Origin of the sequence: Flectobacillus sp. BAB-3569 (genome assembly GCF_002270355.1) — a bacterium.
In the GTDB taxonomy this organism is placed as follows: Bacteria; Bacteroidota; Bacteroidia; order Cytophagales; family Spirosomataceae; genus Flectobacillus; species Flectobacillus roseus.
Genome location: NZ_NJFZ01000005.1, coordinates 442,407 through 456,884, shown reverse-complemented (window position 1 = coordinate 456,884; position 14,478 = coordinate 442,407). Strand labels below are relative to the sequence as shown.

The 14,478-nt window shown below is 38.8% G+C and carries 10 protein-coding genes and 1 tRNA gene; 1 reads left to right on the top strand and 10 read right to left on the bottom strand.

Features of this window, described 5'->3' with window-relative positions:
* Positions 1 to 143 precede the first annotated feature (143 nt).
* From BWI92_RS05625 to BWI92_RS05600, 6 genes are all read right to left on the bottom strand, one after another.
* Positions 144 to 217: transfer RNA gene (locus BWI92_RS05625), tRNA-Cys, on the bottom strand.
* 220 nt (positions 218 to 437) lie between these two features.
* A complete protein-coding gene (rpsG, locus tag BWI92_RS05620) occupies positions 438 to 905 on the bottom strand; it encodes a 30S ribosomal protein S7 (protein WP_095161130.1) in 468 nt (155 codons plus the stop codon).
* Between the two features lie 150 nt (positions 906 to 1,055).
* The gene (gene rpsL, locus BWI92_RS05615; RefSeq protein WP_095161129.1) at positions 1,056 to 1,478 is read right to left on the bottom strand and encodes a 30S ribosomal protein S12; all 423 of its coding nucleotides are present in this window, start codon (positions 1,476 to 1,478) and stop codon (positions 1,056 to 1,058) included.
* A 282-nt stretch (positions 1,479 to 1,760) separates the two neighbouring features.
* A complete protein-coding gene (locus BWI92_RS05610) occupies positions 1,761 to 2,702 on the bottom strand; it encodes a tartrate-resistant acid phosphatase type 5 family protein (RefSeq protein ID WP_095161128.1) in 942 nt (313 codons plus the stop codon).
* A 265-nt stretch (positions 2,703 to 2,967) separates the two neighbouring features.
* Positions 2,968 to 4,155 carry a mannonate dehydratase gene (gene uxuA, locus BWI92_RS05605; protein WP_095161127.1) on the bottom strand — a complete coding sequence of 396 codons (1,188 nt, stop codon included), beginning with the start codon at positions 4,153 to 4,155 and terminating at the stop codon, positions 2,968 to 2,970.
* A 139-nt stretch (positions 4,156 to 4,294) separates the two neighbouring features.
* Complete coding sequence (locus tag BWI92_RS05600; protein ID WP_095161126.1) at positions 4,295 to 4,939, bottom strand: pyridoxamine 5'-phosphate oxidase family protein; 645 nt, start codon at positions 4,937 to 4,939, stop codon at positions 4,295 to 4,297.
* A 111-nt stretch (positions 4,940 to 5,050) separates the two neighbouring features.
* Between BWI92_RS05600 and BWI92_RS05595 the strand changes: the two genes are divergently transcribed.
* Entirely contained in the window at positions 5,051 to 6,502 is a 1,452-nt protein-coding gene (locus BWI92_RS05595) for a PLP-dependent aminotransferase family protein (protein WP_095161125.1), read from the top strand.
* On the opposite strand, the gene BWI92_RS05590 is transcribed toward BWI92_RS05595, so the two are convergent.
* The 4 genes from BWI92_RS05590 to rpoC all read right to left on the bottom strand — a co-directional run bounded on the left by BWI92_RS05590 (position 6,499) and on the right by rpoC (position 14,381).
* Positions 6,499 to 7,506: a sugar kinase gene (locus BWI92_RS05590; protein WP_205749546.1), complete on the bottom strand. Its 1,008-nt coding sequence runs from the start codon at positions 7,504 to 7,506 to the stop codon at positions 6,499 to 6,501. The genes BWI92_RS05595 and BWI92_RS05590 overlap by 4 nt on opposite strands.
* A gap of 155 nt (positions 7,507 to 7,661) precedes the next feature.
* Positions 7,662 to 9,113: a tagaturonate reductase gene (locus tag BWI92_RS05585; protein WP_095161124.1), complete on the bottom strand. Its 1,452-nt coding sequence runs from the start codon at positions 9,111 to 9,113 to the stop codon at positions 7,662 to 7,664.
* A 284-nt stretch (positions 9,114 to 9,397) separates the two neighbouring features.
* On the bottom strand, positions 9,398 to 9,718 hold the full coding sequence (locus BWI92_RS05580) for a DUF3467 domain-containing protein (protein ID WP_095161123.1): 321 nt from the start codon (positions 9,716 to 9,718) through the stop codon (positions 9,398 to 9,400).
* Between the two features lie 334 nt (positions 9,719 to 10,052).
* A complete protein-coding gene (rpoC, locus tag BWI92_RS05575) occupies positions 10,053 to 14,381 on the bottom strand; it encodes a DNA-directed RNA polymerase subunit beta' (protein WP_095161122.1) in 4,329 nt (1,442 codons plus the stop codon).
* Between the last annotated feature and the right edge of the window lie 97 nt (positions 14,382 to 14,478).

Here is a 14,478-nt window from a genome sequence, read left to right as displayed (position 1 = left end):
GCCGTAGGCACAAAAATTAAATTCTATTTTGCCCACTAACTTAAGTATTAAATTGTTTTTCCAATCTACAATTTGACTTATCTATTTTCTACTTTAGAAAACGTAGAACAAAAAAGCGCAACTAGAGTTACTAGTTACGCTTTTGGAGGTCTCGAGCGGATTCGAACCGCTGTACAAGCTTTTGCAGAGCTCTGCCTAGCCACTCGGCCACAAGACCCTTTTGTTTGGAATGCAAAATTAGGTATTCACAAGGCATTTACCAAACTTTTGAAGCAAAAAATCGTAAATACTTTATAAAACACTGATTTTCAAACAGTAATTACATGTAATACGATACTAGGTTTTAAAAATTTAGCTTTATAACAAAAGCAAAGGCAAACCCATTGCTGAGTTTGCCTTCGTGTGTGTATCTCTGAGTGTTGTTAACTTGATTAGAATTAGAAACGGAAGTGTGAGAACGCTTTGTTCGCTTCCGCCATGCGGTGTGTATCGTCTTTTTTCTTAACAGCAGCACCTTCACCTTTAGCAGCAGCGATGATTTCACCAGCTAAACGATCTACCATTGTTTTTTCTCCACGCTTACGAGCATAAAGAATCAACCACTTCATACCTACTGACAATTTACGATCTGCACGTACTTCTGTTGGTACTTGGAATGTAGCACCACCTACACGACGGCTTTTTACTTCTACAGCTGGCATTACGTTGTTCAAAGCTTTTTTGAACGTTTCCAAACCGTTTTCTTTTGTTCTATCTTCAACTTTGTCTAATGCACCGTAAAAAATGTTGAATGCCGTTGATTTTTTACCATCGTACATCAAGTTGTTAACAAACTTAGTTACCATTACATCTCTAAATTTAGGATCAGGTAACACGTATCTTTTCTTTGGTTTTGCCTTTCTCATTGGATTTGTTAAGTTTTTTAATGATAGCCCAAGCTTCTGCTCTTAACTTAGCATACTGGACTGGTTGTTGAATTTGGAAATATGATAATCAGAAAAATTTGAAAACGAATTTTTTACATTCTCAAATTGACGAATTTTCAAATTTTCAAATTACTTTTTCTTACCGCCTTTTCCGCCTTTTACTGGAGCTTGAACCTGACCTGGCTTAGGACGTTTAGCACCGTATTTAGAACGACGCTGACGACGACCGTTAACACCTGCAGTATCCAATGCACCACGGATAATGTGGTAACGAACCCCTGGTAAGTCTTTCACACGACCACCACGAATCAATACGATTGAGTGCTCTTGCAAGTTGTGACCTTCACCTGGAATGTATGCGTTTACTTCTTTACCATTTGTCAAACGTACACGGGCTACTTTACGCATCGCAGAGTTTGGTTTCTTTGGCGTTGTAGTATATACCCTTGTACAAACGCCACGACGTTGTGGACAAGAATCTAAGGCTGGAGATTTTGACTTCCAAGTCATTTGCTCTCTACCTTTACGTACTAACTGTTGTATAGTTGGCATTTTGTCTTGTTGTTATTGAGAGATACACTTTCCTAATTTGAATGATTTCAACTGCACTTTTCTAAGAAATTCATTTGATAGTCGCTCAAATCAGGGGTGCAAAATTACGTAAAGTCTCTGATAAACAAAAGGTTTGATACAATTATTTTCTCAATACGTTTAATAATTATCTCAGAATTAGGGCTTTGTAACAATTAGCACATTTTCGTCATAAAAAAGCAAGGGGATCTTGTGACAATTGTAGCACAAAATCCCCTTGCTTTTGATTTAATCTTTTGAAGCTTATTTGGTAAGTTCTGTTGTGTAAATGACTTTCCCGTCTTGATTTACTACTTGAACGTTGAGTTTATTACTGGTCACCGAAAACACCATAAAGCCATATTCATTGCTAGCTAACTTACTAATAGGTAATGTCCCAATAGCGGTACTTTCAGAAGCCGACCCTGATACAAAATAGTGTGTTTTATTGGGTGGTGGTAATAAATGTTGTAAGTCATGATCATGTCCGCATATATAGGCATCTACTTGATGCTTATCCAAAACACTTTTCAAAGATGCTCTTACGGCCTTGGTATCATAACTTTCTCTTCGTTTTTCAGTAGCCGTGAACAAAGGATGATGCCCTACTACCAATTTCCATTTTACTTTTGGAGAATTTGTTGACAATACCTTATCCAACCATTTTTTCTGAGCTGTACTATCTTGGCTGATTACATTGGGACCATAATCTTTATTTTTATAAAAATCTGGAATCAATGGGTTCGTGTCGATAAATGCTACTAATACTTCGTTGCCTCCATCTATCTGAAAGGTTTTAGTATAGTAACGGGCTGGCATTCGCCAACGACGACTAATTTTTGAATAGGCAACCTGTGCATCTGGATTGCCACCGTAGTCATGGTTTCCCAAAACAGGATACCAATCCCACTGCAAGGAGAAAGCTGTGTAGATATCCTCAAATGAATATTTCCATAATGGGTCAAACTCACTTTGAACACCTCTTGGGTAAAAATTGTCACCCGTAGAAATGACAAACTCACTACCGATTTGTTTTGCAACTTTTCCCATCTGATCAGCCACAGGCTTTTGGTGGTCTTCACCAACACGTCCCCAATCGCCCATCACCAAAAACTTCAAAGCGCCATCAATCTTCTGCACTTCTTGTGCTTCTGCATTGGTAGCCAACAAACATATACTGGCAAGCAGGTAAAATACTTTTTTCATAATTTTTTAGAAAATTAAGTTTATGTACCTCGACAATCTACTTGAGAAAACACTAATATTCAAGCATTCTCACTGTCAATTGTCGATAGTACACAGATAATCTTAAAATTGTACTCAATAGTCTATCAAAATTAGACTTCTATTGAGGATATTCTATGACTATCTGCAAGGATTTAACAATACAATATTATTAGAGTAATACAACTAGAGTTTTTCCCTAAATTTAAAATAAAAAAGCCCATGCTTTGGGCATAGGCTTAAGATTTTATACACTTCTAGCGATTCCTAATTCTAATCCTCGAAGCTCAGCTAATCCTCGCAAACGACCAATGGCAGTATAACCTGGGTTGGTACGTTTTTCAGGATTTAAGTCATCTAACATACGATGTCCATGGTCTGGACGGAAAGGCAAACGATAATCTATTCTACCTTCTGAAATGCGTTTGCGTTGTTCTAAAACAAGACCTTTCATGACACCATACATATCTACATCGCCATCGAGGTGATCTGCTTCATAGAAATTGCCTTCGGCATCACGTTTGGTAGCACGTAAGTGAATAAAGTTGATACGACTTCCCAAGCGTTCGACCATACCCGCTAGGTCATTATCTTCACGAACTCCATAACTTCCTGTACAGAAACAAAGACCATTATTAGTACTTTCGTAAGCGGCTAATAATTGTTGCGCATCGCTTTCGGTACTTACCACTCTTGGCAAGCCCAAAATAGGATAAGGAGGATCATCAGGGTGAATGGCAAGATTGATGCCTGCCTCTTCTGCTGCTGGAGTGATAGCTCTGATAAATTCATAAAGATTGGCACGCAACTCTGCATCTCCAACTTCATTGTAGGTTCCTAATACAGCAGCAAATTCCTCTACGGTAAAGCTTTCTTCACTTCCTGGCAAACCTGCAATAATATTACGAATAAGCTTGGTTTTGGCTGCTTCACTTGCTTGATTATACCAAGTGTGAGCTTTTTGCAATTGAGTTTCTGTGTAACTTTCTTCTGCGCCTTTTCTTTTTAAGATAAATACTTCAAAAGCTGCAAATTCGGTAGCATCAAAGCGTAGGGCGGTCGAACCATCAGCCAATGGATAATCCAAGTCGGTACGAGTCCAGTCCAATACAGGCATAAAATTGTAACACACAGTATCAATACCTGCTTTGCCAAGGTTTAGCAAACTTTGTTTGTAATTTTCGATGTATTGCAAATAATTGCCAGAACGCTTTTTAATGTCTTCGTGTACAGGCACGCTTTCGACTACAGAAAAATTAAGTCCTGCTTTTTCTATCTCGGCTTTACGAGTTAAAATTTCTTCTAAAGACCATACTACGCCATTGGGTAGATGGTGAAGTGCTGTTACGATACCTGTAGCTCCTGCCTGACGAATATGCGCCAATGATACAGGGTCTTTTGGACCAAACCAACGAAATGTTTGTTCTAAGGGCATTTTAAGATTGATTAGGATGAAAAGATGCGATTAATTTATAAAGGCAATCTTTGTTTTTTTTACCCAATCATTCCCAAGAAAGATTTAAAGAATAGGAAAGAGGGCAACAAGTTGCCCCCTATGATTTAGAGATTAAAGCTTATTTTTCACGAGAATAATTTGCTACATAATCAGGCACTGGTGTTTGATGACGCATAAGTGGATCTGTAATTGGGGCTTGCGCAACTTGCTTTAATGGTAAAACTCCTGCCCAAACTGGTAACTCATAATCTTCCTCATCCTCGCTTGGATTACCCACTCGTACTTTAGCCGAAGCTTTTTCCAATGAAAACGCTAAAACCATTGTTTTCTTCATTTCGGATGCATCTGGCTCACGAACTTCTGCCCAGCGACCTTTGATGACGTGTTCGGTAAAAGCTTCTAAAGCATCCCATGCCTCTTGTTCATCGGTGATAAGTTCGGCTTGTGCAAATACCACCACAGAGCGATAATTGACCGAATGGTGAAAAGCTGAGCGAGCTAGCACTAAACCATCCAACAAAGAAATAGAGATACAAACGTCTCGACCATCTGCGAGACTGCGCATAAAATGACTCCCAACCGAGCCATGAATATAGAGTTTATTCCCTATTCGACAATATCCTGTTGGTATCATCATTGGTTTGCCATTTTCTACGTAAGCTACTTGACAAACCAATCCTTCGTCGAGGATACTGTAAATTTGATTGGAGTCATAGCTAGCTCTTTTTGCTAATCGACTTGGTTTTAAATTAACCTCTTCCATAAGTTATTGTAAATGTGGATTGTTAACAGATATGTTGATAAATCATATTACAAATTTCTATCTTTACTGGCTTAGTTTATTAGTCCAGTTATAAATAGAAAAACAGTCCAGATGCAAATTCCATATAAATCAATTTTGGTGTTAGAGCGCAGTTCGGCTGTGCCTTTGTATGTACAGCTTGCCAATGCTTTTATTCAGCATATTCAAAGTGGTATTATTCCAAAAGGATATAAACTTTTGGGTTCTCGACCATTGGCTGAATTATTAGAAATAAATCGTCAAACAGTAATTCAGGCTTATGAAGAGATACAATCGCAAGGATGGATTGAAATCTTACCGAAAAGGGGCGTTTTTGTGAGTAATCAACTTCCAATTGTTCAAGCAAAAGGATTTATTTCTACTCAAATAAGTGAAGCGAGCGAAAAGGATAGTATCCTGACCAACCGAGCTTCGGGATTATTTTTACCTAAATTAATTCAACATCGTCTTGCCTTCAACGATGGCTTGCCCGATCCACGTTTGGCGCCTCGAGAGGCATTGGCCAAACGTTATGCACATTATATCAACTACGCAGAACCAGCTCTATTAAATTATACAGAGGTTTATGGATTACGCCGTTTTCGAGAAAATTTGGCAGCATTACTCAATCAAACCCGAGGGCTTTCCGTCACTGCCGAACATATCCTAAGCACACGAGGAAGTCAAATGGGAATTTATTTGGTGGCTCATGCTTTTATCCGTTCAGGCGACTTGGTTGTGGTTGGTGAGCTGAGTTATCAAGCAACCAACTTAACTTTTGAGCATTTTGGGGCTACAGTGATGACAATCCCTGTGGATGAAGATGGGCTGGATACTTTTGCCTTAGAAAAACTCTGTCAGAAGCAGCCAATTCGGATGGTATATGTTACCTCACACCATTATCATCCAACTACCGTTACGCTCAAACCTGAACGTCGTTTGCATTTATTACAACTCGCTGAAACGTATCATTTTTGGATTATCGAAGATGACTATGATTATGATTTTCATTATGCCAATCGCCCAGTGTTACCATTGGCAAGTGCTAATACACATGGAAGAGTTATTTATATTGGTTCGTTTACTAAGTTAATAGCACCAACTTTTAGAGTCGGATATGTAGTTGCTAACCCCGAAACTATAGAAGAATTAGGTAAAATAAGACGAATTATTGACCGACAAGGAGATACTATCCTTGAAGCATGCTTGGCTGACTTATTGGAAAATGGCACACTCCGACGCCACGTAACCAAGGCGCTCAAAGAATATCGTGTGCGTCGAGATTTTACCTGTGAGTTATTTGAAAAAGAGCTTGGAGAAAAAGTCTCCTTCGAAAAACCGCAAGGTGGAATGGCAATCTGGATGAAGTTCTCGGAAAAATATCCTTTAGCGTTATTATCGGATAAAGCCCATAAAAAAGGCTTATACTTGCCAAATGGAGGCGCATATAAGCCTTTAAATGCCTGTAGAATTGGTTTTGCCTCTATGAATCTTTCTGAGATTGAAGAATCTATGTCAATTCTAAAAAAAATAATGACTGATTAGCGCTTGAGTTTACCACTCACATCGCCTTTGACCACCATTTCAATTTCTTGTAAAGTAGCCAAATTAAAATCACCTTCCACCGTATGTTTCAAGGCTGAGGCTGCCACACCATACTCTAATGCTTTTTGAATATCTTGAAATGTAATATAAGCATAAATAAAACCTGCCATAAAGGCGTCGCCACCGCCGATTCGATCTACAATATTCGGTATATCGATAGTTTTTGTTTTGATCATTTCGGTACCATTCCAACATTGCCCCGAAAGGGTATTATGCGAAGCTGAAATTTGACCTCTTTTGGTATTCAACACAAATTTTGCTTGAGGAAATTGGGTTAAAATCTGCTGACAAATAGATTTAAAACTACCCTTTTCATCATTTGGCGTAATCCCAAACATATCATTGGCATCGCCTTTGCTACAAATAATCACATCGCAATGCGCGATTAGCTCTGGCATTACCTCACTTGGCTTTTTACCCCACTGCCAAAGATTTTTACGATAACCAACATCGGCTGAAATAGTCAAACCCATCCGACGAGCTACCTTGACAGCCTGTAAGCACGCTTCAGCAGCCGAGGCAGATATAGCAGGAGATATTCCTGTAAAGTGAAACCATTGTGCATCAGCAAAGATTGTTTCCCAATCAAAATCAGCAGGATTTAATAGTGCAAAAGCAGAATCAAAACGGTCGTATATTACTTTCGATGGGCGCATAGCGGCACCATTTTCTACAAAATAGATCCCTAAACGATTTCCTTTCATTTGCATAAACTCAGTACCAACACCGTATTTGAGATAGGTGGTACGAGCAGCATAGCCAAGGTCATTATCAGGAAAAACTGTTACATGACTTGCAGGAATACCCATAATTGCAAGAGAAGATGACACATTGGCCTCGCCACCACCAAAGTTGATATTGAAAGCGTCTGACTGTGAAAACCTTGCAAAATTAGGCGTAGTTAATCTCATTAAAACTTCGCCAAAGGTGATTACTTTTTTCATGATTCCAGATTCCTTAATGGTTATTAGACATAGCTTTCCGAAAGATAACAAATACGTTTCAGAAATCTTATTTTTAGGAATGTAAAAAGGCGTTCTAAACTCTTGATGAGATAGAACGCCTCTTTTATTTTAATAGTATGATAAACAAACAGTACTTACAAGTATTTAGATACTGATTCTTCAAAGCCTGCTAGTTGAGTCAAATCTTCGCCCCAAAGACTACGGTTAGATAATACTTTGTGCAAATCAAAATTGTCCCAAGCTTCGTAGAAATAAGATGCATAGTTACAGTTAATCTGATAATGCTCACCGTTACATTCTCCGTAATAGTTGCCATTTACCTCTTTTACAGCATGCATAAACTGCAAATAAGCAGCAAAACCCATAGCAAATAGCTCTGGCGCACGACCAAATTCACGGTAATACTCCATCAAGATTGGTACATTACGCATACGCATTTTAGCAGAATATTGTACCGTAATATCCAACAACTTATGATTGATATATGGATTACGGAAACGATCCAAAACCATACGACCAAAACGATCTGCTGTCTTTGAATCTACTTTGTATGGAATCGCCAACGACAACTCACCTAACATCAGATTGGTAATAATACGACTCATATAGCCATTAGCCATAACGTCTTTTACGTATTTAAAACCTAACAAATACGCCATCCCACACATAAGCGTGTGTGTACCATTGAGCAAGCGAAGTTTTAACTCACGATAAATTTCAATGTCTTTTTCAATAATAACACCTTCATCGACTTGAGCAAAACTCAATACCTTACGAACGTGCTCATCGCCTTGAATCGCCCACAAGCGATACACTTCAGACATGATTACTAGGTCATCTTGATAACCTAACTTTTGCAGGATTTCGGTTGCATTTTCTGGCTTTCCTGGTACAATTCTATCCACCAATGAATTACAAAAGCGATTATGCGTATCTATCCACTCTATAAACTCAGGCTCAAGTGCATTGCGGTGAGCTTGTTCTAAAACGATTTCTTGTAATTTATCACCATTACCAACAATCAACTCTGTCGGAACAATCACCATTCCGCTTTCAGCAGAACCACCAAAGTGTTTCCATCTTTCATACAAGAATGCCAATAATTTTACTGGAAAAGATTGCGGTGGTGTCGACGTAACCTTGTCTGATTCAAGTAATGCAATACCTACCTCCGTTGTGTTCGAAATAATAATTTGCATTTCAGGGTTGCGTGCGCATTCCAAAATAGCACTCCATTCGTTACGAGCTGATAAGGTACGAGAAATAGCACTATTGATGATTGTTTCTTCAATCAACTTGCCATTTTCTAAGCCTTTTATACAGTGAGTATATAAGCCATCTTGTTCATTAAAGGCATCGGCATCACCTTTATCGGTAGATTTTACCACAACGATTCTTCCGTTGAAAACACCTTGTTTGTTGGCTTTATCGATAAAATAATCGCATAAGCCTCTTAATAATACGCCTGTACCAAACTGTAATACTTTTTCAGGTAAAGAGAATAGCGTTTCATCAGGCACTTGTACTTGTCCTTTAAATTGGGCAGTAGCTGTCGACAAAAATGACTTGGTTAGTTTAAGATCCATCACACAACGAATATAATTTGTAAATACATACTTGACTAGAAAGTAAAATAAGGGGTTTATTCTACTCTATTTTAGAGATATTATTTCTTAAGGATGTTGATGTGTCCCAAACCATTAGGTTGGAAAATGCGTGTACTACAGGAAGGAACTTGGTGCTCTCGGGTATGAGTTAAATAATCTGTAGAATAAACTCATTTGTTATTATATCTATCAATTGGCTCAAACCCGATAGATTTACCAAGCATATAGGATTAAATTTTCATAGTAACTGGTCAAATCTCAGATTATGCCTCTCCGACTGGACCACTATAATTTGTTGGGAATTGGAAACCAATAGCGCCTTTCTCATCAGAAATACTACCATAAGCATCCTCATATTTTGCGATGTTATCTTTCAATGCATTTAATAATCTGTAAGCATGATCAGGTGTCATTATTACCCGTGATTTTACACGTGCTTTGGGTAATCCTGGCATCATTTTAATAAAATCAATTACAAATTCACTTTGTGAATGTGCAATCATTGCAAGGTTTACGTACTCGCCTTCAGCCATTTCCTCTGTAAGCTCTACATTAATTTGTGTTTCGTCTTGTTGATTTGCCATAGTTTAAAAACGTAAAAGTTTGATTTTCAAATTTAATCAAAAACATTACCTATTCAATTATTCCAGCTTTTAATTAAAGTTTTTCTTTTGAAAAAATCATGCTAATTAAGGTATTTTAAAGTCATTCAAATCAAGAAATACACATTTTTTAAAAGAAAAACAGTCAAAAATACCCCACGGAAATTATACTTTAAAATCCTGTATAGCAAACACTTACTGTCATAAAATCAACATATATTCTATTTGAGATTTTGATATTTTTCATCAAAAAAGCCAAAGGCCCTTAGAACTGAATCTAAGAGCCTTTGAAAATATATTCAAAAAGAAGTTGGTACTAAACAATCCAACGAGCTTTACGATAGCCACCCACTTTTTGTTGAGCTTGCTGTTCTTTAGCTGTTTCGATTTGTTGTAACTCTTCTTTCGAAGTAATGATATAATCTTGGTATTTGCGAACACCTGTACCTGCTGGAATCAAGTGACCTACGATTACGTTTTCTTTTAAGCCATCTAAGCCATCTGATTTCGCTCTGATAGAAGCTTCAGATAATACTTTCGTTGTTTCTTGGAATGACGCAGCCGAGATAAATGATTCAGTACCCAATGACGCCTGAGTAATACCTTGCAAGTTCGGTTGAGATACCGCTGGTTGAGCGTCACGAACCTCTACTTTACGTAAGTCACGACGTTTCAATGAAGAGTTTTCATCACGCAACGCACGAGTCGTTACAATCATACCAACCTTCATTTTGTCAGAGTCACCTGCGTCTACAACAACTTTCTTGTCAAGAATATCATCATTTGCCAAACGAACTGCAAAACGATCTACATTCTGGTTGTTCAAGAACATGGTATCTCCAGAATCAACGATTTCAACTTTTTGCATCATCTGACGAACGATACATTCGATGTGTTTATCGTTGATTTTTACACCTTGCAAACGGTAAACGTCCTGAATCTCGTTTACTAAGTATTCTTGTACCGCTGTTGGTCCTTTGATAGCCAAAATATCTGATGGCGTAATTGCTCCATCTGAAAGAGGCACACCTGCACGAACAAAGTCATTGTTTTGTACAAGGATGTGTTTCGAAAGTGGAACTAAGTATTTACGTTCAGCACCATCTTTAGCTTTCACATAGATTTCACGGTTACCACGTTTGATACCACCTAATGTAATTACACCGTCGATTTCAGAAACTACGGCAGGGTTAGATGGATTACGAGCTTCGAACAACTCGGTTACACGTGGAAGACCACCCGTAATGTCACGAGTTTTACCAGCTGCACGAGGAATCTTAGCAAGAATCTGACCTGGTTTAATTACTGCACCGTTATCAACAGAAAGACGAGCAGCTACAGGTACGTTGAATGAAGTTTCTTCACCATTTTTGTTAACAATTACGATTGAAGGGTTCTTCGTTTTATCCTTAGATTCGATGATAACTTTTTCTCTCAAACCAGTTTGCTCATCGGCTTCTTCCTTATAAGTGATATTTTCTTCGATTGAGTCGAATCTTGCAATACCATCTGCTTCAGAAAGGATTACGGCGTTGTATGGATCCCAAGCACAAATTTCTGCACCTTTAGTAATCGTTTGTCCATCTTTCACACGCAAGTAAGCACCATACGGAACGTTGTTGGTGATATAAACTTGGTTAGTAGCTGGATTCACAATTTGAACCTCACCCGAACGACCCATTACGATTTCTACTGGATTTCCTTCTGGATCTACAGAGGCTACAGTACGCATCTCTTCGAAACGGATGATACCATCAAATTTCGCTTTAATCGTCGCATCAAGGGTTACGTTTTGTGCAGTACCCCCAACGTGGAATGTACGAAGTGTCAACTGTGTACCTGGCTCACCGATTGACTGAGATGCAATTACACCTACAGCTTCACCAATACTTACCATACGACCTGTTGAAAGGTTACGTCCATAACACTTAGCACAAACACCATTTCGAGTTTCACAAGTTAATACTGAACGTATCTCGATAGAATCGATAGCCGTATCATCTACACTTGTTGCCATCTCTTCAGTGATTTCTTCACCTGCAGGAATCAACAAATCTCCAGTAACAGGATCGTGTACATCGTGGATAGACACACGACCTAAGATACGCTCAGAAAGTGGTTCGATGATTTCTTCGTTATCTTTCAACGCAGCGATTTGGATACCACGCAATGTACCACAATCTTCTTCGTTTACAATAACATCTTGAGCAACGTCATGCAAACGACGAGTCAAGTAACCAGCATCGGCCGTTTTCAAGGCTGTATCGGCAAGACCTTTACGAGCACCGTGCGTTGAGATAAAGTACTCAAGTACGTCAAGACCTTCTTTAAAGTTAGAAAGGATTGGGTTTTCGATGATTTCACCTACCGAACCTTGTAAGTTCTTTTGAGGTTTTGCCATCAAACCACGCATACCACCTAACTGACGAATCTGCTCACGAGAACCACGTGCACCAGAGTGCATCATCATAAAGATCGCGTTGAAGCCTTGCTGGTCATTTTCCATTTGCTTCATCAACGTATCCGTGATTTTCGAGTTTACTTTCGTCCAAATATCAATAACTGCGTTGTAACGCTCGTTATCGGTAATAAGACCCATCAAGTAGTTATCTGTTACAGATGCTACATCTTCAGTAGCTTTAGTAATCAAATCAGCCTTTTCTTCTGGTACGATAATATCACCGATACCCATTGAAAGACCACCTTTGAAGGCCATTTGGTAACCTAATTCCTTAATATCATCCAAGAATTTAGCTGTACGAGCTACTCCTGAAATTTTGAATACCTGAGAAATGATTTGTTGCAATTTTTTCTTAGTCAACAATTCATTGATATATCCTACTTCTTCAGGAACACAAAGGTTGAACAATACACGACCAGCAACAGTTTTCACCATTTCCTCAACCAATGTACCGTCTTCTTTACGAACCTTAGCTTTTACTTCGATATTAGCATGTTTCGAAACTCTACCTTCGTTCATACCAATTACTACTTCTTCAAAGCCGTAGAATTTCATTCCTTCACCTAGGATTGGGTACTCTGGTGTATGTCTACGTCCTTTTGTTACGTAGTACAAACCAAGAACCATGTCTTGTGAAGGTACAGTAATAGGAGCACCATTGGCAGGGTTCAAGATGTTGTGCGAAGCCAACATCAATAATGATGCCTCAAGGATAGCCTCTTGACCTAGTGGAACGTGTACCGCCATCTGGTCACCATCAAAGTCGGCGTTGAAGGCCGTACAAGTCAATGGGTGTAATTGGATAGCTTTACCTTCGATCAACTTAGGTTGGAATGCTTGGATACCCAAACGGTGGAGAGTTGGAGCACGGTTAAGAAGAACAGGGTGTCCTTTCATTACGTTTTCCAAAATATCCCAAACCACAGGGTCTTTTCTATCAACGATTTTCTTAGCAGATTTTACCGTTTTAACGATACCACGCTCAATCAATTTGCGAATAACAAATGGCTTGAATAGCTCGGCAGCCATATCTTTTGGCAAACCACACTCGTGCATCTTCAATTCTGGACCTACTACAATTACCGAACGACCAGAGTAGTCAACACGTTTACCTAACAAGTTTTGACGGAAACGACCTTGCTTACCTTTCAACATATCAGAAAGAGATTTCAAAGCACGGTTACCTTCAGAACGAACAGCGTTAACTTTACGTGAGTTGTCAAACAATGAGTCAACAGCTTCTTGAAGCATACGTTTTTCGTTACGTAAGATTACTTCAGGAGCTTTGATTTCGATCAAACGTTTCAAACGGTTGTTACGAATAATTACACGACGGTAAAGATCGTTCAAATCGGAAGTTGCAAAACGACCACCATCAAGAGGCACTAATGGACGTAACTCTGGTGGAATTACTGGAACCATTTTAATTACCATCCATTCTGGTTTGTTCTCGATACGAGTACCCGCTTCACGGAATGCTTCAACTACTTTCAAACGTTTCAAAGCTTCAGCCTTACGTTGTTGAGAAGTATCGTTAGCAGCCGAGTGACGAAGGCTATAAGAAAGGTCATCTAACGCAGTACGTTTCAACAACATTTCAAGTGCCTCTGCACCCATCTTAGCGATGAATTTTTGAGGATCTTCGTCAGGAAGCAATTGGTTTTCGCGAGGTAATTTGTCGATAATGTCCAAATATTCGTCTTCTGTTAAGAAGTCCATTTTGTTAACACCATCTTCCTCTTTGATACCAGGTTGAACTACCACATATCTTTCGTAATAGATAACTTGATCCAATTTTTTAGTAGAAAGACCTAACAAATAACCAATTTTGTTAGGCAAACTACGGAAGTACCAGATGTGCGCTACAGGAACCACCAATTCGATGTGCCCCATACGCTCACGACGTACTTTTTTCTCAGTAACCTCTACACCACAACGGTCACAGATGATACCTTTATAGCGAATACGCTTATATTTTCCACAGTGACATTCCCAGTCTTTCGTTGGACCGAAGATACGCTCGCAGAACAAACCACCCATTTCTGGTTTGTAAGTCCTATAGTTGATGGTTTCAGGTTGAGTAACCTCACCATGCGAACCTTCAAGAATTGACTCTGGCGATGCCAACGAGATTGTTACTCTCTGGAAGTCGCTATTTAATTTTCTATTTTTTTTGAATGACATTTTTAAATCTGTTTTTAATTTAAAATATCTAAGGGTTTGGAGAAATTAACACATGGTATTATTTCTCCTTGTTAATTGACTTTCAGAAAAACAACCT

What these genes read in the sequence shown, in the direction of transcription:
- rpsG (WP_095161130.1), bottom strand. Translation starts at nt 905, where the DNA reads ATGAGAAAGGCAAAACCAAAGAAAAGATACGTGTTACCTGATCCTAAA.
- rpsL (WP_095161129.1), bottom strand. Translation starts at nt 1,478, where the DNA reads ATGCCAACTATACAACAGTTAGTACGTAAAGGTAGAGAGCAAATGACT.
- BWI92_RS05610 (WP_095161128.1), bottom strand. Translation starts at nt 2,702, where the DNA reads ATGAAAAAAGTATTTTACCTGCTTGCCAGTATATGTTTGTTGGCTACC.
- uxuA (WP_095161127.1), bottom strand. Translation starts at nt 4,155, where the DNA reads ATGCCCTTAGAACAAACATTTCGTTGGTTTGGTCCAAAAGACCCTGTA.
- BWI92_RS05600 (WP_095161126.1), bottom strand. Translation starts at nt 4,939, where the DNA reads ATGGAAGAGGTTAATTTAAAACCAAGTCGATTAGCAAAAAGAGCTAGC.
- BWI92_RS05595 (WP_095161125.1), top strand. Translation starts at nt 5,051, where the DNA reads ATGCAAATTCCATATAAATCAATTTTGGTGTTAGAGCGCAGTTCGGCT.
- BWI92_RS05590 (WP_205749546.1), bottom strand. Translation starts at nt 7,506, where the DNA reads ATGAAAAAAGTAATCACCTTTGGCGAAGTTTTAATGAGATTAACTACG.
- BWI92_RS05585 (WP_095161124.1), bottom strand. Translation starts at nt 9,113, where the DNA reads ATGGATCTTAAACTAACCAAGTCATTTTTGTCGACAGCTACTGCCCAA.
- BWI92_RS05580 (WP_095161123.1), bottom strand. Translation starts at nt 9,718, where the DNA reads ATGGCAAATCAACAAGACGAAACACAAATTAATGTAGAGCTTACAGAG.
- rpoC (WP_095161122.1), bottom strand. Translation starts at nt 14,381, where the DNA reads ATGTCATTCAAAAAAAATAGAAAATTAAATAGCGACTTCCAGAGAGTA.